Consider the following 19963-nt stretch of genomic DNA (forward strand, 5'->3'; position numbering starts at 1 on the left):
GCGTCTTTCATGTCTGACACCACTTTCGGTCCTAGCAGCGCCCCCCGGACGCACGCCATGCGGTCGATGACCGAGCTGCTGGCGTCCATGCGCTTCGCGATCGCGTTGCTGACCGTGATCTGCATTGCCTCGGTGATCGGCACGGTGCTCAAGCAGCACGAGCCGGCCGTCAACTATGTGAACCAGTTCGGTCCGTTCTGGGCGGAGGTGTTCCTGGCGCTCAAGCTGAACGCGGTCTACAGCGCCTGGTGGTTCCTCGTGATCCTGGGCTTTCTGGTGGTCAGCACCTCGCTGTGCATTGCCCGGCATGCGCCCAAGTATCTGGCCGACCTGCGCACCTACAAGGAAGACATCCGCGAGAAGAGCCTGCAGGCGTTCCACCACAAGGCCAGCGCGGAGCTGGCGGCCGAAACGCCCGAGGCGGCCGCGCGCCGCGTGGGCCAGCAACTGGTTGCCAAAGGCTGGAAGGTGCGCCTGCAGCAGCGCCAGACCCCGGCAGGTGACGGCTGGATGGTGGCCGCCAAGACCGGTGCCGCCAACAAGCTGGGCTACATCGCCGCGCACAGCGCCATCGTGCTGGTGTGCCTGGGCGGCCTGCTGGACGGCGATCTCGTCGTGCGGGCACAGATGTGGTTTGGTGGCAAGACGCCCTATGCGGGCTCTGGCCTGATCTCCGAGGTCAAGCCCGAACACCGGCTGTCCGAGCGCAATCCCACGTTCCGCGGCAATCTTGTGGTGGCCGAGGGCACGCAGTCCGGCACCGCCATCCTGAGCCAGTCCGACGGCGTACTGCTGCAGGAACTGCCGTTTGCCGTCGAGCTCAAGAAGTTCATCGTGGAGCATTACTCCACCGGTATGCCCAAGCTGTTCGCCAGCGAGATCGTGATCCACGACCGCGCCACGGGCGAGGCCACGCCGGCGCGCGTGGAGGTCAACCATCCCGTGAGCTACCGGGGCATCGAAATCTACCAATCCAGCTTTGACGATGGCGGCTCCGAAGTGCACCTGCGTGCGCGTCCCATGGCGCCGGGCGCGGAGCCCTTCGATGTGCAAGGCGTGATCGGCGGCTCCACGCGCCTCACGCACTCGGGCTCGGGCGAAGGCATGACGCTGGAGTTCACGGGGCTGCGGGTACTCAATGTGGAGAACTTCGGCGATACCGGCGCCAGCGGTTCGGGCGCCGACGTGCGCAAGGTGGATCTGCGCGAATCGATCGAATCGCGCCTGGGTGCCGGCAACAAGACCGTGAGCAAGCGCGAACTGCGCAACGTAGGCCCCAGCATCACCTACAAGCTGCGCGATGCCGCGGGCCAGGCGCGGGAGTTCCACAATTTCATGCTGCCCGTGGACACGGGCGACGGTCAGCCCATGTATTTGCTGGGTGTGCGTGAGACCCCCGCGGAGCCCTTCCGCTACCTGCGCGTGCCGGTGGATGCCGAGGGTGGCATGGACGGCTTCTTGCGCATGCGCCTGGCACTGGCCGATCCGCAGATGCGCGAGCTGGCGGTGCGTCGCTACGCGGCAGCGGCCGTGGATGGGGCGCGCCCCGAGCTGGCCGAGCAACTCGCGCAGTCGGCGGGGCGCGCGCTCGCGCTGTTCGCCGGTGCGATCGACGAGCCTGCTGCGGCGGGCGGCCGGCCGCGCGGCGGGCTGCAGGCGATCTCGGACTTCATGGAGGCCAATGTGCCCGAAGACGAGCGCAACCGCGCCAGCGAGGTGCTGGTGCGCATCCTCAACGGCGCCTTGTTCGAACTGGCGCAGATCACCCGCGAACGTGCAGGCCTGGCCCCCTTGCCACAGAATGGCGCAACGCAGGCGTTCATGACGCAGGCGGTGTTGAGCCTGAGCGATGCACAGGCCTATCCGGTGCCCCTGGCGTTCGAGCTGCGTGACTTCAAGCAGGTGCAGGCCAGCGTGTTCCAGGTGGCGCGCGCGCCGGGCAAGAACGTGGTGTACCTGGGCTGCGCGCTGCTGATCATCGGAGTGTTTGCCATGCTCTACGTGCGTGAACGCCGCGTATGGGTATGGCTGGCACCCCAGGAGACTGGCGCTCGCGCGACGATGGCGCTGTCCACCAACCGCAAGACGCTGGACGCGGATCGTGAATTCGCGCAGCTCACCACCCAATTGATCGGAACATCCCCGCACGGAGGTGCCTCATGAATACAGCCACGACCACGCTCACGTTGAGCGAAGGGTATTTCGCACGCCGCAGCTGGTGGGACTGGCTGTTTGCGTTGTTGGTGGTCGCGGGGGGCGTTTTCGCGCTGCAGCGCTATGCGGCGTACATGGATGTGTATGAGAAGGCCATTTTGCTGGGCTCCATTCCCAGCGTGATCTGGCTGGGCTGGTTCTGGCGCCCGCTGAGCACACTGATGCTGATGGTGGCCGCGTGCTCGCTGCTGGCCATCGGGCTGTACCAGAACAATGGCGCGGGCGACCTGGCGCGCGCGGACACGGTCTTCGGACTCAAGTACTTTCTGTCGAGCCAGTCGGCCATCCTGTGGATGAGCATGCTGTTCTTCATGAGCACCGCGTTCTATTGGGTGGGCATGCTCTCGCGCGGTCAAGGGCAGACGATGATGCGCATCGGCTCGCGCATTGCGTGGGTGGCCGTGGCGCTGGCATTGATTGGCACCATGGTGCGCTGGTACGAAAGCTACCAGATCGGCCCGGATATCGGCCACATCCCGGTGAGCAACCTCTACGAGGTGTTCGTCATGTTCTGCTGGATGACGGCCGTGTTCTACCTGTACTACGAGGAGCAGTACGAAACCTGCGCGCTCGGCGGCTTCGTGATGCTGGTGGTGAGCGCCGCCGTGGGCTTTCTGCTGTGGTACACGGTCGTGCGCGAGGCGCATGAGATCCAGCCGCTGGTGCCCGCGCTCAAGAGCTGGTGGATGAAGCTGCATGTGCCGGCCAACTTCATCGGCTACGGCACCTTCGCGCTGTCGGCCATGGTGGCCTTTGCCTACCTGATCAAACAGCAGGCGAGCGAAACGCGCTGGTGGAAACTGGCACCGCTGTGGCTGTTGGGCGTGGTGCTGTGCTTTGAGCCCATCGTCTTTCGCCAGGGCGCGGCCGACAACGGCGGTGGCTACTGGATGGTGTATTTCGGTGTTTCTGCGCTGATCGTGGCGGGCATCTTGCTGGCGCGCCGGCGCATTGCCGAGCGGTTGCCGTCCTTCGAGATCCTGGACGATGTGATGTACAAGTCCATCGCCGTGGGCTTTGCGTTCTTTACCATCGCCACGGTCCTGGGAGCGCTGTGGGCCGCGGAGGCCTGGGGCGGTTACTGGAGCTGGGACCCCAAGGAAACCTGGGCGCTGATCGTGTGGCTCAACTACGCGGCATGGCTGCACATGCGGCTGATGAAGGGTTTGCGCGGCACCATGTCGGCGTGGTGGGCGCTGGTGGGCCTGGCGGTGACCACCTTCGCCTTTCTGGGCGTGAACATGTTCCTGAGCGGGCTGCACAGCTACGGAACCTTGTAACCCTCGGCGTCCAAGGGGGGAACCTGCGGGCCCTGCGGGCAGTCTGTGTCCCATGCAGACTGTGGCAGATGCGGCTGCCAGAAGGACCCCCATGTTGATTCCTACCCGAGACAACGGTTATATCCACCCTTGCGCCGGCGAGATCACGCCGCGCGCCGTCTATGAGCAGCGACGCGCCATGCTCCGCCTGCTGGCAGCGGGTGCGGGTGGCGCGGCGATGGCCGGCTGGGCAGGGCGTGTCGCCCTCGCTGACCAAGTCCGCCGCCCGGGGCGGCTCGCACCCCTGCCGGGTGCGCCGTCCGCCGTGCCGGGCGCGGTGACCATGGAGAAGGTCACCGAGTACCAGGACGCCACCACGTACAACAATTTCTACGAATTCGGCACGGACAAGAGCGACCCCGCGCGCAATGCCCATACCCTGAAAACCCACCCCTGGACCGTGGAAGTGGAAGGCTTGGTCAACAAGCCACGGCGCTTCGATATCGACGAGCTGCTTAAGCTCAGCGCGCAGGAGGAGCGTATCTACCGCCTGCGCTGCGTCGAGGGCTGGTCCATGGTGATCCCCTGGGTGGGGTACTCGTTGGCAGAGTTGATCAAGCGGGTGGAGCCGCAGGGCAGTGCGAAGTACGTCGAGTTCGTCACGCTGGCGGACAAAGCCACCATGCCTTACGTGGGCTCGCGTGTGCTGGACTGGCCTTACACCGAAGGCCTGCGCTTGGACGAGGCCATGCATCCGCTCACGCTGCTCGCCTTCGGCATGTATGGCGAGGTGCTGCCCAATCAGAATGGCGCACCGGTGCGCATCGTCGTGCCGTGGAAGTACGGCTTCAAGAGCGCCAAGAGCATCGTCAAGATCCGCTTCGTCGAGAAGGAGCCTGGTACCGCGTGGAACAAGGCTGCACGGCAGGAGTACGGCTTCTATTCCAACGTGAATCCGGATGTGGACCACCCGCGCTGGAGCCAGGCCACCGAACGGCGTATCGGCGAGGGCGGACTGTTCGCCAAGAAGCGCAAGACCCTGCTGTTCAATGGCTACGAGGCCCAGGTGGGACAGCTCTACGCGGGCATGGATCTGCGCAAGTTCTACTGATGGCGCATGCACGCCTTTCGGGTAGTACTCCCGCGCTGGCGGGTCGCGGCTGGGGTGCGCGCGTGTTGTTGCACCCGGCAGCCAAGCCGGTGCTGTTTGTGCTGTGCCTGCTACCACTGGCCTGGCTGGTGTATGGGGCGGTCGCCGATCGCCTGGGCGCCAACCCTGCCGAAGCCCTGATCCGCTCCACGGGCGACTGGACGCTGCGCATGCTGTGCCTCACCCTGGCAGTCACACCCCTGAGGCTGGCGCTGGCCCAGCCGCCGCTGGCACGCTTTCGGCGCCTGCTGGGGCTGTACACCTTCGCCTACGCGGCACTCCACTTGCTGTGCTACAGCTGGTTCGACATGGGGCTGGATGTGCCGGAAATCCTTCGTGACGTGCTCAAGCGCCCCTTCATCCTGGTGGGCATGGGCTGCTTTGCGGTGCTCCTGGCGCTGGCGGCCACGTCGTTCAACCGGGCCATGCGCTGGATGGGCGGGCGGCGCTGGCAGCAACTGCACCGCGGCGTGTACCTGGCCGCGGGGCCGGCGATCCTGCACTTTTTCTGGATGCGGTCGGGCAAGAACGACTTTGCCGAGGTGGCGGTCTATGCCGCCATCCTGGCGGCGTTGCTGCTCGCTCGGCCTTGGTTGCGCCGGCGCCGCCGTGCCGTCTGATTGCTATTAATTAGATAGCTGATAGCGCTTTCTGGGTAAGCGCTAGAGCCGATTTTCTATCAAACCTTCAGGCGCGCACGGCCTGCAGCGCAGGGCGCACCTGGCGGGTGACAGGATCGATGTGACCCGTGGGGATCTGGTAGGCGCGGTCGTCAAACAGGTCGATGCCGCACATCAGGCTGTCGAGCCATTGGAAGAAGTCGTCGATGGCCGGCTTGCCCATGATGGGCGCGCCGTGCTGCGGAACCACCATGGCGATGTCGAGTTGCCGCGCCATGCGCGTCCACAGGCGCAGGATCTTGTTGGAGACCATGTAGCGGCGGTGAAAGCCTTCCATGCGTGGAATGTGCGGTGCCAGATGGGTCACCGGCACGCGTGCGTCGGCGCCCGAGGTCATGGACACGCCCAGGTCGCCCGTGAACAGGATGCGGCTGACCGGGTCGTAGAAGTGGAAGTTGCCTTCGGAATGCATGAAATGCGCCGGCAGCAGCACCAGTTCGTGCCGGCCCAGCGGCAGGCGGCCGCCGCTGTCGGGCACCCCGATGATGCGGTTCTCGGTTTTGCCGAGCTTGGTGAAGTGCGGTGCGAAGCGCTCCCAGATGCGTGAGATGACCAGCGTCGCCTTGGTGCTGCTCAACCAGCGGTCCAGCGAGGCGATGATGTCGGGGTCGGCGTGCGACGCAATCAGGTAGGACAGCTTGTGGGGCGGAAAGTGCTTGGACATGCCCATGAACAACTCGTTGAACGCCAGATTGCCGCCCGGGTCGATGATGGCGCCCGTGTCGTCGTCCACGATCAGGAACTGGTTGGCCTGAACCGCCTGCCCATCCTCCTCGACAAGGTCCGAGAACATCAGACAAGCGTGGTTCTTGTCCCGGTAGAGTTCAAGAGGTTCCTGAGGCATGCACGTGACTCCGCAATGAAAGTGCAATAGTACTCAGGGCGAAATGGTTATTCCTTGATAGTTATCAAGGGTTGCCCTGCGGTACCAGCTTTTCGCTGCGGAAGATGTCGTTCACGCTTTCGCGCGTGCGGATGAGGTGGGCTTGCGCTCCGTCCACCAGCACCTCGGCGGGTCGGGGGCGGGTGTTGTAGGTGCTCCCCATGGAACTGCAGTACGCCCCGGCGGACAGCACCGCCAGCATATCGCCCGCTACGACCGCCAGGTTGCGGTCACGGCCGATCCAGTCCCCGCTTTCGCAGATCGGGCCGACGACGTCATACACGTGCGACACGGCCGTCGGGGTGGCCGCCTGCAGGGGCACGATGGCGTGGTAGGCCTGGTACATCGCCGGCCGCGGCAAATCGTTCATGGCCGCATCGACGATGCAGAAGTTCTTTTGCTCGCCGGGCTTGAGGTAGAGCACCTCCGTCAGGCAAACACCGGCGTTGCCCACCAAGGAGCGACCGGGCTCGATCATCAATTGGCGGTCACCGTAGCCGCGCGCGTCCAGCTTGGCCAACAGCTTGGCCCACAGCGCGTCGGCCCGTGGTGGCGTGTCGCCGTTGTAATCGATGCCCAGACCACCGCCAAAATCGATGTGGTGGATCGCGATGCCTGCGGCCTCGATGGCTTGCACGAGGTCCAGCATGCGATCCATGGCGTCCAGATACGGGCTCTCTTCCGTGATCTGGGAGCCGATGTGGCAATCGATGCCCACCACGCGCAAGCCGGGCAGGGCGGCTGCGCGCTGGTAGGTGGCAACCGTGCGTTCATGGGCGATACCGAACTTGTTGCCCTTGAGGCCCGTGGAAATGTAGGGGTGGGTCTTGGCGTCCACGTTGGGATTGACACGAATGCTGATCGGTGCGCGCAATCCCATGGATTGGGCCACTTCGCTCAGCACGTCGAGTTCTGCCTCGCTCTCCACGTTGAAGCAGCCAATGCCGACCTCCAGCGCCTGGCGCATTTCTGCGCGCGTCTTGCCTACGCCGGAAAAGATCACCTTCGCCGGGTCGCCGCCGGCTGCAATCACGCGTTGCAGTTCGCCGGCAGAAACGATGTCGAAGCCGCAGCCATGGCGTGCGAAAAGCTGCAGGACAGCGAGCGACGAGTTCGCTTTCATGGCATAGCAGATCTGCACCTTGCGCCCAGCGAACCCGCGCTGGTAGGCCCCCAGGGCGTCCATCATGGCTGCCTGGGAATAGACGTAGAGGGGCGTGCCGAACTCCCGGGCCAGGTCGGCAAGGCGAAGGCCCTCCAACTGAAGCGCTTGGTCGTGGTAGTGCAAGTGGGGGTGGCCGGGCAGAACGGGATGGGTCATGGACGGGTGGTGGAAGCGGAATCGGCTGGCGACGAGGCGGGAGCCCGCGAGGCGGCGGGGTTGAGGGTTTCAGGGAGTGTGGCGCGCTGCGCGGCAGCCGGGTCCGTGGGCAGGTAAAGCGGACCCCGTTGGCCACAGGCCGCGAAGGCTGCCGTGCTCACAGCAAGGACAATCGTCCTGACTAGAATTTGACGAGCTCTGAACATACGCAAATTGTAATGACCGACCTCGAATTCATGGACCGTGCAGAAAAGCTGCTGCTGGCGGTGGAACAAAGCTGCGACCGTATCAACGACACTACTGACGCCGATCTGGATGGCCAGCGTACGGGGGGCATGGTGACCATCACTTTCCGCAACCGCAGCCAGATCGTGATCAACCTTCAAAAGCCGCTGCACGAGATATGGATGGCGGCGCAATCCGGCGGATATCACTTCCGCCATGACGGGACGTCGTGGATGGATACCAAGGGTGCCGGTGAGTTCTTTGCAGCGCTCAGCCACAACGCCACTTTGCAAGCGGGGCAAGCGCTCCAGTTCACCGATTAGCGGCGACAGCGCGGCTCGATCCACAAGCGAAGGGCTGCGCAAATGATTGCGCGGGCGCACAGGCCCGCCTCTTCATTAATTACGGAATAGGTCGAGGATGCGGTTGCGCTCTTCGGGTGGAGGCGGTGTTCCCGGAGCCGGCGCACCGTCGGTGGGGGTGGCGCTCTCCATACCCAGGCTGGCGACGCCCGCGTTGCGTGCATATTCTTCGTAGAACCATTCGCCACTCACGTTCACGACGCCTGCGGGTACGGTGGGCTCTGCCACAGGGACGCCCTTAAGCGCTTTTTCCATGAAGCTGATCCAGACCGGCAGACTGAGTCCGCCACCGGTCTCACGGCTTCCGAGGTTGCGCGGCGTGTCGTAACCGATCCACGTCACAGCCGCCAGCGTGGGCTGGAAGCCCGCAAACCACGCATCGACTGCGTCATTGGTCGTTCCTGTCTTGCCATAGATATCGGGGCGTTTGAGCGTGGCCTGTGCACGTGCCGCCGTGCCGGAGCGCGCGACTTCCTGAAGCATGCTGTTCATGATGAACGCGTTGCGTGGCTCAATGGCGCGGGGGTTGTCTGTGACGGCGGGAGGTTGGAAATCCGACAGGATGCGTCCCTTGTGGTCCGTGACACGGGTGATGAGATAGGGGTTGATGCGGTAGCCGCCGTTGGCAAACACCGCGTAGGCCGAAGCAAGCTGCATCGGGGTGACAGAGCCTGCGCCCAGCGCCATCGTCAGATAGGGGGGATGCTTGTCGGCTTCGAATCCGAAACGGGTCACCCAGTCCTGCCCGTTCTTGGGGCCCACAGCCTGCAGGATGCGAATGGAAACGACGTTCTTGGAGCGGGCAAGCCCTGCGCGCATGGTCATGGGACCGTCGTACTTGCCATCGTAGTTCTTGGGCTCCCAGGGTTGCCCGCCTGTCACGCCCGCACTGAAGAACAGGGGAGCATCGTTGATCACCGTGGCAGGTGTGAAGCCCTTTTCCAGAGCGGCGGAGTAGATGAACGGCTTGAATGCCGAACCTGGCTGGCGCCAGGCCTGGGTGACATGGTTGAACTTGTTCTTGTCGAAGTCAAAGCCGCCCACCAGGGCACGGATGGCACCGGAACGCGGATCGATGGCCACGAAAGCACCTTCCACCTCAGGAAGCTGGGTGATTTCCCAAGTCTTCTTGGGTGTTTGTACGACCCTGATGACCGCGCCCCGGCGCAGTTTGATGTTGGGCGGGGCTTTCTCGCTGAGTCCGGACTGCGCGGGCTTGAGGCCTTCGCCCGTGATCTGGATCTGTTCGCCATCGGCGCGGGCCGCCAGAATCCTCTTGGCGTTGACCTCCAGCACGACCGCGGCGAGCACATTGCCGTTATCCGGGTGGTTGGCCAGAGCGTCGTCGATGGCGTCTTCGGTCTCCTCAGACGCGGAGGGTAGGCTGACAAACCGCTCAGGCCCGCGGTAATGCTGTCGGCGCTCGTAGTCCATGATGCCCTTGCGCAACGCGGTGTAGGCTGTCTCCTGCTCGCCGGCATTCAGCGTGGTGTACACATTCAATCCGCGCGTGTATGCCTCGGGGCCGTACTGCGCGTAGATGAGTTGACGCGCCATCTCGGCCACGTACTCCGCATGGATGCGGGTCGAGTCCGTCGACGAGCGCAGCTTGAGATCTTCTTGCTTTGCAGCAGTGGCTTCCTCGGCAGTGATGAAGCCGTTTTCCAGCATGCGATCAATGATGTACAGCTGCCGGATCCTTGCGCGCTTGGGGTTAGAGATGGGGTTGTAAGCGGACGGGGCCTTCGGAAGGCCAGCAAGCATGGCTGCTTCGGCAATGGATATGGACTTCAGCGGCTTGCCAAAATAAGTTTCTGCGGCTGCTGCAAATCCATAGGCGCGATTTCCCAGATAAATCTGGTTCATGTAGATCTCGAGAATCTGGTTCTTTGTTAACAGATGCTCGAGCTTAAATGTGAGCAATATTTCGTAAATTTTTCTGGTAAATGTTTTTTCGGAGGAAAGATAAACATTTCGCGCCACTTGCATGGTAATAGTGGAAGCACCCTGGCTTTTTACGCGTCCTAGATTGGCCAGCGCAGCGCGCAACACCCCTTTGTAGTCCACGCCACCGTGCTGGAAGAAGCGTGCGTCTTCGATCGCCAACACTGCATTGGTCATCACAGGGGGGATGTCCTGGATGGGCGTCAAGTTGCGCCGCTCCTCACCGAACTCTCCCAGCAATGCGCCTTCTGCGGAGTACACCCGCAGGGGTAGCTTAGGGCGGTAGTCCGCCAGATCGGACACATCAGGCAGATTGGGATATGCCACCGCAAGGCCCAGTCCGATGGCGAGAGCACCGGTCAACGTTGCGGCGACGCCCAGGCCAAGGATCCACGTGAACCCCAGCAGAAGCCAGCGCACGGCGCGTGGCATTGAGGATGTGGGCGGGGAAGATGTTCTGTCGGGAGGCTGTGGCATAGGGTCTCGATACGAGGCAACCCGTCATTATAAAAATCTTGGCGTTTCGGCTTGGCTGGGACGCCTTGCCTTGGTCACCGCGCGAAAAATAGGACCGACGATTCAGCGATAGCACCTGAAAATCGTCTGCTTTTGACAACGCCGCTTTTGTGTGAGAAAGGTAAAACTCTTGGCTGGTGAAGAACCTTACTGATAGCATTCATGTGAAGTGTTAACAGGCCGTTGAAAAATCCCCCGCCGACGCCCGCGTTGGCCGCTACGATCTGAAGCCATCGGTGAACGACCCAGACGAGGACGATGAGAGGCAGTCAAGATTTCCAGGGGGCGATGTTCAGCTACATCAGCCTTGAAGAGCGCGTGCCGCAGGCACACCCGCTGCGCAAGTTGCGCGCGGTGGTTGATGCGCTGCTGGCAACCATGAACCGCGAGTTCGAAGCGGTGTACGCCCGCCGTGGCCGCCCATCGGTGCCACCGGAGATGCTGCTCAAGGCCTTGCTGCTGCAGATCCTGTTCTCCATCCGCAGCGAGCGCCAGTTGGTCGAAGCGATCAACTACAACCTGCTGTACCGCTGGTTCGTGGGCCTGAACATCGAAGACAAGGTCTGGGACCACTCCACTTTCAGCGCCAACCGCGAACGTCTGTTCAACGAAGACCTCGCCCGCGCCTTCTTCGAGCGCGTCAAGCTCAGTGCCCAGTGGGGCAAGCTCGCCAGCGACGAGCACTTCAGCGTGGACGGCACGCTCATTGACGCCTGGGCCTCGCACAAGAGCTTCAAGCGCAAAGACGACGACAGCGGCACGCCGCCTGGGCGCAACCCCGAGGTGGACTTCAAGGGGCAGGAGCGCTGCAACGACACCCACGAGAGCACCACGGACGCCGATGCCCGGCTGTTCAAGAAGAGCCAGGGCGACAAATCCCGCCTGTGCCACATGGGGCACATCCTCATGGAGAACCGCAACGGGCTGATCGTGGATGTCGAGATCACCCACGCCAGCGGCACGGCCGAGCGCGAGGCGGCGCTGGCCATGTTGGAGCGTCGGGGCAACAGGAACAAACGGGCCACGGTCGGTGCCGACAAGGGCTACGACAGCAAGGCCTTCATCAAAGGCTGCAGAAAGCTCAAAGTCACGCCCCACGTGGCGGCCAAGGACAAACACTCGGCGGTGGATGCGCGAGTGACACGGCACGAGGGCTACAAGACCAGCCTGAAGGTGCGCAAGCGCATCGAAGAGGCCTTTGGCTGGATCAAGACCGTCGGTGGTCTGGCAAAGACCAAGCTGATCGGTCAGGCCAAGCTCACGGGCCAGGCGCTGCTGTGCTTTGCCACCTACAACCTTGTGCGAATGGGCAGCATCGGCGGCTGGTGGGACGCGCATCATGCGTGAGCCCAGGGATACGTGCGCCCGAAATGGGCGGGAGGGCCTGCAAACCGGCCAGATGGGCCGTTGCAATCGCTGCGCAGACGCGTCTGGGCAGCTCGTGTCTTCGCACTCAGCGTCCCTGATGCGTTCGAAAAGCACTTTTTCAACGGCCTGTTAAGTTTTGTTGCGTCATATAGATATAAGTAGCGGAGGGGCACCTTGATCTCAATGGGGTCGTTGTTCAGTCGTCAGTCTGCCCCATTGCTGGGTGTGGACATCAGTTCTTCCAGCGTCAAGCTTGTCGAGTTGGGGCGTGATAAGGCGGGCACGCTGGTGCTGGAACGGTGCGCGATCGAGCCGCTGGAACGGGGCTGGATCACAGATGGCAACATCGAGAAGTTCGACGAAGTGGCTGAGGCGCTGCGCCGGGTCGTGAAGAAGAGTGGCACGAAGACCAAGAACGTGGCCCTGGCGCTGCCGTCGTCTGCCGTCATCACGAAGCGGATCACTCTGCCCGGAGGCATGACCGAGCAGGAGCTTGAGGTGCAGGTCGAGTCCGAGGCCAACCAGTACATCCCATTCTCTCTGGACGAAGTGAGCCTGGATTTTTGCGTGATCGGCCCCAGCAAGAACGCCCCGGGCGATGTGGAGGTGCTCATTGCCGCCTCGCGTAAGGAAAAGGTCCAGGACCGCCAGGGTTTGGCAGAGGCGGCCGGGCTCAAGCCCATCGTCGTAGATGTCGAGTCGCATGCGGCCCGCCTGGCGGCCGGCCGTCTCATAGAAGCCTTGCCCAACAGCGGCGTGGATGCCGTGGTGGCGCTGTTCGAGGTCGGGGCTCTGACCACCAGCATGCAGGTCCTGCGCAACGACGATGTCCTCTATGACCGTGACCAGGCCTTTGGCGGCGCGCAGCTGACGCAGCTCATCGTCCGCCAGTACGGTTTTTCCCAGGAAGAAGCGGAAAGCAAGAAGCGCAACGGCGATCTCCCGGAAGACTACCAATCGGCCGTGCTGCGTCCCTTCGTGGACAGCATGGCGCAAGAAGTAGCCCGCGCCCTGCAGTTCTTCTTCTCCAGCACGCCCTACAACCGGGTGGACCACATCATGCTGGCGGGCGGCTCGGCTCCCCTGCCTGGGCTGACAGAGGCGGTGACCCAGCACACGGGCTCCGCCTGCAGCGCCATCAATCCTTTCGAAGGAATGGAAATCGGCGGCGCGGTACGGCTCAAGAAGATGGTGCGCGAGGCGCCGTCCTACCTGACGTCGTGCGGCCTGGCGATGCGGAGGTTCCTGCAGTGATTCTCATCAACCTGCTCCCGCACCGGGAGGCCGCGCGCAAGCGCCGGCGGGAAACATTTCAGGCGGTCATGGTGGCTTCGGCCCTCGTGGGCTTGGCCATCGCCGGGGCCATCTACTGGTGGTACCAGATGATGATCGACAACCAGCAGGCGCGGAATAACTTCCTGCGCGGTGAAATCCGAGTCCTGGAAGGCCAGATCAAGGAAATCGCGACCATCGAGGAAGAGATCGCGGCATTGCGCGCACGCCAGAAGGCGGTGGAGGACCTGCAGTCCGACAGAAATTTGCCCGTCCACATGCTCAACGAGTTGGTCATGCAATTGCCGGACGGCGTATACATCACCAGCCTCAAGCAGACCGATCAGGTCGTCACCATGCAGGGCATGGCACAGTCGAACGAGCGCGTTTCCGAGATGCTGAGAAATCTCGCCAGCAACACGCCCTGGTTTTCGAAGCCGGAACTGGTCGAGATCGTTGCGGCCAATGTTGCGCTGACGCCGAAGGATCAGCGCCGGGTGGCGTCGTTCAACCTGCGTTTCCGGCTGGTACGCAGTGCCGAGGCGCAAAAGGCGATGGATGCCGCCAGCGCGGCTGCGGGGAAGTAAGCCATGGCCAGAACTAAAGACAAGGCGCCGAAAGTCGATTTCGCGAAGCTGCAGAGTAATCTGCAGCGCCAATTCCAGAATCTGGACCCTAAGGACCCATCCCTGTGGCCGATTTTGCCCCGTACTCTGTTGTGCGTGCTGATCGCTGCGGGCGTAGCTACCTTTCTGTGGTTCTTCAAGCTGTCCGAATTCGAGGATGAGCTGGTGGCGGAGCAGAACACGGAGCAAACGCTGCGCAATGATTATCAGCAGAAGCTGATCAAGGCCGTCAGCCTGGACGCGCTCAAGAAGCAGCGCGAGCAAATCCAGCAATATGTGATTCAGCTGGAGAAGCAATTGCCCAGCAAAGCAGAAATGTCTGCTTTGCTCTCCGATATCAATCAGGCTGGCCTGGGCCGTAGCCTGCAATTCGAATTGTTCCGGCCGGGACAAGTGGTCGTTAAAGACTACTATGCGGAATTGCCAATTTCTATTCGGGTGGTAGGTAAATTCCACGATATAGGCGCTTTTGCTTCGGACGTCGCCAACCTGTCCCGCATCGTGACGTTGAATAACGTAGCAATTGCGCCTCCGCAAAAGGACGCCGCGGGCAACTTGACCATGGAGGCGACCGCGCGCACTTTCCGCTACCTGGACCAGGAAGAAATCCAGGCGCAAAAAGCTGCTGCCGCAGGGAAGGGCAAGAAATGATGCGTCTACATAGATGGCTCATTGCCGCGGGCGTGATCGTTCTGGGAGGGTGTGGGCCCAGCGGTGAGGATGAATTGCGCCAATGGATGTCGGAGTTGCGCGCCACTACCAAGCCGCGGGTGACGCCGCTGACCGAGCCCAAACAGTTCTTTCCTCAGGACTACACGGCGGAGAATGGGGTAGATCCTTTCAATCCGATGAAGCTGACGCAGGCACTTCGGCGTGAATCGTCTCAGGGGGTGGCCAACGCTTCCTTGATCGCGCCAGAAATGGCGCGGCGCAAGGAGCCTCTCGAAGCCTATCCACTCGATGCCGTAAAAATGGTTGGCAGCTTGAACAAGACCGGCACACCCACTGCCCTGTTGAGTGTGGACAAGCTTTTGTACCAGGTGCGTGTTGGCAACTACCTTGGGCAGAACTACGGGAAAATCGTAGGTATTACAGAAACAAATATGCGACTGCGGGAAATTGTCCAGGATCCCTCAGGCGACTGGGTGGAGCGCATGACTACACTTGACCTGCAAGAGGGCACAGAGGTGAAGAAATGATTCAAAGGAATACTCGCTTACGTCAGCGTCTGTGGGCTGCAGGCGCTGTACTTCTTGCTTTGCTGAGTACGTCGGTTGCGCATGCCAAGGGAGCGATCGAATCTATTTCCGGATTCTTGCAGGGTGGTGCGGAGGTGCTGCGCATTGAACTCTCGGAAACACCCAACGAAGTCCCGACAGGATTTTCCATTCAGAGTCCTGCCCGCATCGCTCTTGATTTTCCTGGCGTGGTCAATGCCACAGGCCGCTCGTTGATCGATGTCAACCAAGGCAACATCAAGTCGGCCAATATCGTCCAGGCGGGGGAGCGCTCGCGCGTGGTGCTCAACCTCAAGCAGCCGGCTCCTTACCGGGCCGAAATACAGGGCAAGACAGTGGTGGTTCTGCTGGAGCCTGTCACGGGGGGCGCTATGGTGCCGAGCGCGACCCCTACGGTCTTCGCCGAAAGCCAGACGTCTGACGTTTTACCCCTGAGGGATCTGGATTTTCGCCGTGGAGCCGATGGTTCTGGTCGCGTCGTGGTGGGTTTGGGTAGCAATCAGGTAGGCGTGGACCTGCAACAGCAAGGCAAGGGATTGGTGGTGGAGTTTCTACGCTCATCTCTGCCTGAAGGATTGCGCCGTCGTCTGGATGTCTCCGACTTTGGCACTCCCATACAAATGATCACCGCAACCCAACATGGTGAGCGTGTGCGCATGTCGATCGAACCGGTGGGCGAGTGGGAGCACAGTGCTTACCAGAGCGACAATCAATTCGTGGTTGAAGTGCGCCCGAAAAAGGTTGATCTCAGCAAACTCACCCAGGGGCCGAATTATTCGGGCGAGAAGCTGTCGCTGAACTTCCAAAATATTGAAGTGCGCTCCCTGCTGCAGGTCATTGCTGATTTCACGAACTTCAATATCGTCACCTCGGATACAGTGACCGGCGCCTTGACGCTGCGGCTCAAAGATGTGCCGTGGGACCAAGCCCTGCAGATCATCATGGATGCCAAGGGGTTGGGCATGCGAAAGTCTGGGACAGTCCTGTGGATCGCGCCCAAGGATGAAATCGACGAACGCACCAAGAAAGATTACGAGGCGGCGCTGGCGATTCAGAAACTTGAGCCTCTGCGTACCCAAGCTTACCAGTTGAACTATGCCAAGGCTGCAGACATGGTGGTGCAACTTTCCACTGCTACTGGCGGGGGGTCATCTGGTGGCAGCGGGCATTCCACGCGCTTTCTCTCTGAACGTGGCAGCGCCATCTCCGAACCACGGACCAACCAGCTTTTCGTGACAGACACTCCTGCCAAACTGGAAGAGGTGCGCCAACTGCTGCTGACGTTGGATGTGCCGGTGCGGCAAGTCATGATTGAGGCGCGTATCGTCGAGGCACGCGACACGTTTGGCCGTGCATTGGGGGTGCGCCTGGGCGGCGGAGATTTGCGCGCTCAGCGTGGTGGCGACGGCGGCTACAGCATCGGTGGTGGAAACCGCCTGGCATGGGGCACCAACTATGGCAACGCTACCAATTCGGGCCTGGTCGGTGGCAGTTTGACGGATGGCAGCTTTGTGAACCTGCCCGCGCAACTGTCGAACGTGGCGGGGTCTGGCACATTCGCCTTGTCCATTTTCAACTCGGCTGCGAATCGTTTCCTTTCGCTGGAGTTGTCCGCGATGGAGGCCGATGGCCAAGGCAAGATCGTTTCCAGTCCGCGCCTCATCACCGCCGACCAGACCAAGGCGCTGATCGAGCAGGGTACGGAATATCCCTATTCGGTCACGGCACCGAATGGCGCCACGACGATCGCTTTCAAGAAAGCAGTGCTCAAGCTCGAAGTCACGCCTCAGATCACACCAGAAGGCAATATCATCCTCGACCTTGACGTCAACAAGGACAGCCGTGGCGAGATTACCGAGCAGGGCGTAGCCATTGATACGAAGCACATCAAGACTCAGGTGCTTGTGGAAAATGGCGGGACTGTGGTAATTGGCGGCATCTTTGAGATAGAGGAAACCAATCAAGAAAACAAAATACCGATGCTGGGTGATGTGCCGGTACTCGGAAACTTGTTCAAGAGCCGCACCAAGGAGTCCATGAAGCGGGAAATGCTTGTTTTCATTACGCCCAAGGTCATTACCGATCGCGGGCCTGTGCGTTGAATGTTTGAAGGTGGAAAAATCATGAAGATATCTAGAACGATGATGGTATCGGCAGCTATGGCTGGCGTTCTTTCTGCATGCGGCGGCGGCGGCGGCAGTGGAGGTGAATCTCATTCGCCATACAGCATCACATTGCGTGCTGAAAAAACACAACTGCCCCTCAATGTCAGTAACTACGGGGTCGGGCAGGGTGTGTATGCACCTTTCTCCACGACGCTGTATGTAGAGGGCAAGGAGGGGGGGCGGCCTATTCCGGGCGGTGAAGATATCTTCGCCTGCAACATGGCGGGCGGGCTCGATTCCGGGTCTTTGTATTACCTCGACGGTGATCCGGCACACGAAGAAGACGTGGATGACGGAAATGGCGGAGAGATAACAGTCCCCCTGGCTTACCGCAGCATCACGCTGGGTTCCAATTCGGGTGGCAATTCCTTCCACTTCCATGCCAGCAATCAGGCGGGTACTGCGCGCATTGTCTGCACGGTGACAGACCCTCGGGATAAAAAGGTGCATTCCGCCGCTGTGGAAATCGCTGTCGGAGGCACCACCGGCAAGCCCGCGAGCCTGCGCATGATTACCCCCCAGCAATTCATGGGAACGAAGGGGAATATAGATACTCGCAACCTCCCCAGCACCATTGCCGTGCAGGCCCAGGTGCACGATGACGCCATCCAGCCGGTGTCCAGCAGTTCCGGCGCGAACGTGCAGGTGCGCATCCTCCCCGGAACCGATGCGGCCGTTGGCGCGCGTCTGGTGGCGGGCAGCCTGAGCGGCGGCGTGCTGCAGTTGCCATCAATCGGCGGCTTGGCACAGTTCTCGCTGCTCAGCGGCACGGACACGGGCCCCATCTTCCTGGAGTTCACGGCGGATCGCTCTGACAACAACGTCGGCAACGGCATCCAGGATCCGATTTCCATCATCGACGTGATACCGGTGCTGGAAACACTCACCGCCGCGCCGGCAGTTACCGACGAAGACTTGGGCGATGTGACCAATACCATCCCCTATACCCATCTCTTGACGGCTACGGGTGGCCTGCCGCCCCTCACATGGTCGGCCACCGGCCTGCCGAAGGGGCTGAGCGTCGATGCGGCGACGGGCCTGCTCAGCGGCACCCCGGATGATGTCGAGCGCGAATACCGGGCAACGGTGACGGTCAGGGACAAGAACAAGCTCTCGGCCTCGGGCACGATCAAGCTGAAACTGGTCGGAGCCGTGAAGCCGGAGGACTTCGCGATTGCCAATTGCAATTTGGATCAGGTCTGCCCTCTGGGTGAGGTTGGCAGTGGGGAAACCTTCGCGTATGCCTTTACCGCTTCTGTCTCTGGAGTGACATGGTCGTTCGCTGGTTTGCCAGACTGGCTCCAGCACGGCACCACGGGCTCTACCGGCTACGTCTCTGGCAGGACCGCTCAATGTGATCACACTGCTACGCCGCGTGATCCGGGTGATGAGGGCACTTACCCCTTCTTCGTCACAGCAACGAAGGGCGTCACAAGCGTGACGCGTCAGGTATCGGTGAAAGTGACTTGCCCTTGACCGCTTGGCCCCAGTGCCCGGAGTACTATGCTCACTCCGGGCCGCCCAGGGGCCAATCTGTGGCTTCACAAGCCCTCCCCAGCGCGTCTGGGGATTTTTTTGCCAATCGGAAAATCAGTTCGATGAATCCATCCACCGCCACACAGCATGTCCGCATCGATCTGGGCGACCGCAGCTACGCCATCGACATCGGCGCCGCGCTGTTCGCCGGGCTGGCCGATCACGCGGCGTTGCCTGAGGGCACGGCGGCCCTGATCGTCTCCAATGACACGGTGCAGCCCCTCTACGGCCCCGCGCTGGCGGCTGCGCTGGCCAAGCGCTATCCGGCCGTACACACGGTAGTGCTGCCCGATGGCGAGGAGCACAAGAACTGGCAGACCCTGCAGCGCATCTTCGACGAACTGCTCGGCCACGCCTGCGACCGCAAGGTGGTGCTGTTCGCCTTGGGCGGTGGCGTGATCGGCGACATGACGGGCTTTGCCGCCGCGTGCTACATGCGCGGTGTGCCGTTCGTGCAGGTGCCGACGACGCTGCTCGCGCAGGTGGATTCCAGTGTGGGCGGCAAGACCGCCATCAACCACCCGTTGGGCAAGAACATGGTCGGCGCGTTCTACCAGCCGCGGATGGTGGTGTGCGACCTGGCCACGCTGGACACGTTGCCCGCGCGCGAGCTGTCTGCCGGGCTGGCTGAAGTGATCAAGTACGGGCCAATCGCAGACATGGAGTTGTTTGCCTGGCTCGAGGCCCACATGGACGCGCTCGTCGCGCGGGAGCGCGGCGCGCTGGCCCATGTGGTCAAGCGCAGCTGCGAGATCAAGGCGGCGGTGGTAGGCGCGGATGAACGCGAAGCCGGGCTGCGTGCCATTTTGAATTTCGGCCATACCTTTGGCCATGCCATCGAGGCGGGCATGGGCTACGGCGTGTGGCTGCATGGCGAAGGGGTTGCCGCAGGCATGGTGATGGCCGCGCATCTATCGCAGCGGCTGGGTTTGGTGGACGGCTCTTTCGTTGAACGCCTGACGCGCCTGATCGAGCGCGCCGGTCTGCCCACACGGGGGCCGGTGCTTGACGCGCAGGACAATGCGGGGCGCTATCTGGAACTCATGCGCGTGGACAAGAAGGCAGAAGGCGGTGAGATCCGCTTCGTGCTGATCGACGGACCCGGCAAAGCCATCATGCGCGCCGCGCCGGATGCGCTGGTGCGCGAAGTCATCGACCAGTGCTGCGCATCCTAATGTTTACTATAAAAATAGTAGCTGATTGC

General features: G+C 61.9%; 17 protein-coding genes. 13 read left to right on the forward strand and 4 right to left on the reverse strand.

Going from position 1 to position 19963, the window contains the following annotated elements; all coding sequences use genetic code 11:
- Positions 1-9 precede the first annotated feature (9 nt).
- The 4 genes from K2L43_RS03765 (at position 10) to K2L43_RS03780 (ending at position 5243) form a co-directional block, all read left to right on the forward strand.
- Positions 10-2163, forward strand: a complete 2154-nt coding sequence (locus tag K2L43_RS03765) for a cytochrome c biogenesis protein ResB (protein ID WP_220638539.1) — start codon at positions 10-12, stop codon at positions 2161-2163.
- The gene (gene ccsB, locus K2L43_RS03770) at positions 2160-3494 is read left to right on the forward strand and encodes a c-type cytochrome biogenesis protein CcsB (protein ID WP_220638540.1); all 1335 of its coding nucleotides are present in this window, start codon (positions 2160-2162) and stop codon (positions 3492-3494) included. Before K2L43_RS03765 ends, ccsB begins: the two co-directional genes overlap by 4 nt.
- Positions 3495-3585: 91 nt before the next feature.
- Positions 3586-4584, forward strand: a complete 999-nt coding sequence (gene msrP / locus K2L43_RS03775) for a protein-methionine-sulfoxide reductase catalytic subunit MsrP (RefSeq protein ID WP_172206239.1) — start codon at positions 3586-3588, stop codon at positions 4582-4584.
- A complete protein-coding gene (locus tag K2L43_RS03780) occupies positions 4584-5243 on the forward strand; it encodes a sulfite oxidase heme-binding subunit YedZ (protein WP_220638541.1) in 660 nt (219 codons plus the stop codon). Before msrP ends, K2L43_RS03780 begins: the two co-directional genes overlap by 1 nt.
- A 67-nt stretch (positions 5244-5310) precedes the next feature.
- Here the strand turns inward: K2L43_RS03780 and K2L43_RS03785 are convergent, their stop codons facing one another.
- The 3 genes from K2L43_RS03785 to K2L43_RS03795 form a co-directional block, all read right to left on the reverse strand.
- Positions 5311-6147: an MBL fold metallo-hydrolase gene (locus K2L43_RS03785; protein ID WP_011804166.1), complete on the reverse strand. Its 837-nt coding sequence runs from the start codon at positions 6145-6147 to the stop codon at positions 5311-5313.
- A gap of 64 nt (positions 6148-6211) precedes the next feature.
- A complete protein-coding gene (gene lysA, locus K2L43_RS03790; RefSeq protein WP_220638542.1) occupies positions 6212-7507 on the reverse strand; it encodes a diaminopimelate decarboxylase in 1296 nt (431 codons plus the stop codon).
- Positions 7504-7713 carry a lipoprotein gene (locus tag K2L43_RS03795; protein ID WP_088887569.1) on the reverse strand — a complete coding sequence of 70 codons (210 nt, stop codon included), beginning with the start codon at positions 7711-7713 and terminating at the stop codon, positions 7504-7506. The genes lysA and K2L43_RS03795 overlap by 4 nt, the downstream gene beginning before the upstream one ends.
- A 12-nt stretch (positions 7714-7725) precedes the next feature.
- Here K2L43_RS03795 and cyaY point away from each other — a divergent pair, with 12 nt between their 5' ends.
- Positions 7726-8055 (forward strand): iron donor protein CyaY, encoded by a 330-nt coding sequence (cyaY, locus tag K2L43_RS03800; RefSeq protein ID WP_011804179.1) that lies wholly within the window; start codon positions 7726-7728, stop codon positions 8053-8055.
- Positions 8056-8130: 75 nt separating this feature from the next.
- Here the strand turns inward: cyaY and K2L43_RS03805 are convergent, their stop codons facing one another.
- On the reverse strand, positions 8131-10470 hold the full coding sequence (locus K2L43_RS03805; protein ID WP_370633094.1) for a penicillin-binding protein 1A: 2340 nt from the start codon (positions 10468-10470) through the stop codon (positions 8131-8133).
- A 342-nt stretch (positions 10471-10812) separates the two neighbouring features.
- Between K2L43_RS03805 and K2L43_RS03810 the strand changes: the two genes are divergently transcribed.
- From K2L43_RS03810 to aroB, 8 genes are all read left to right on the forward strand, one after another.
- Positions 10813-11901, forward strand: coding sequence for an IS5-like element ISDisp1 family transposase (locus tag K2L43_RS03810; RefSeq protein WP_011803559.1), 1089 nt, complete (start codon positions 10813-10815; stop codon positions 11899-11901).
- Positions 11902-12105: 204 nt separating this feature from the next.
- Entirely contained in the window at positions 12106-13176 is a 1071-nt protein-coding gene (locus K2L43_RS03815) for a pilus assembly protein PilM (RefSeq protein ID WP_370633095.1), read from the forward strand.
- Positions 13173-13781 carry a PilN domain-containing protein gene (locus K2L43_RS03820; RefSeq protein WP_220638545.1) on the forward strand — a complete coding sequence of 203 codons (609 nt, stop codon included), beginning with the start codon at positions 13173-13175 and terminating at the stop codon, positions 13779-13781. The genes K2L43_RS03815 and K2L43_RS03820 overlap by 4 nt, the downstream gene beginning before the upstream one ends.
- A 3-nt stretch (positions 13782-13784) precedes the next feature.
- Positions 13785-14471: a type 4a pilus biogenesis protein PilO gene (locus K2L43_RS03825; protein WP_220638546.1), complete on the forward strand. Its 687-nt coding sequence runs from the start codon at positions 13785-13787 to the stop codon at positions 14469-14471.
- Positions 14471-15019: a pilus assembly protein PilP gene (locus K2L43_RS03830; protein WP_370633108.1), complete on the forward strand. Its 549-nt coding sequence runs from the start codon at positions 14471-14473 to the stop codon at positions 15017-15019. The genes K2L43_RS03825 and K2L43_RS03830 overlap by 1 nt, the downstream gene beginning before the upstream one ends.
- Positions 15016-17160 carry a type IV pilus secretin PilQ gene (gene pilQ, locus K2L43_RS03835; protein WP_220638548.1) on the forward strand — a complete coding sequence of 715 codons (2145 nt, stop codon included), beginning with the start codon at positions 15016-15018 and terminating at the stop codon, positions 17158-17160. The genes K2L43_RS03830 and pilQ overlap by 4 nt, the downstream gene beginning before the upstream one ends.
- A 21-nt stretch (positions 17161-17181) precedes the next feature.
- A complete protein-coding gene (locus tag K2L43_RS03840; protein ID WP_220638549.1) occupies positions 17182-18699 on the forward strand; it encodes an Ig domain-containing protein in 1518 nt (505 codons plus the stop codon).
- Positions 18700-18821: 122 nt separating this feature from the next.
- Positions 18822-19934 (forward strand): 3-dehydroquinate synthase, encoded by a 1113-nt coding sequence (gene aroB, locus K2L43_RS03845; protein WP_220638550.1) that lies wholly within the window; start codon positions 18822-18824, stop codon positions 19932-19934.
- Positions 19935-19963: the final 29 nt, after the last annotated feature.

This window comes from Diaphorobacter sp. MNS-0, from assembly GCF_019602835.1.
GTDB lineage: Bacteria > Pseudomonadota > Gammaproteobacteria > Burkholderiales > Burkholderiaceae_C > Diaphorobacter > Diaphorobacter nitroreducens.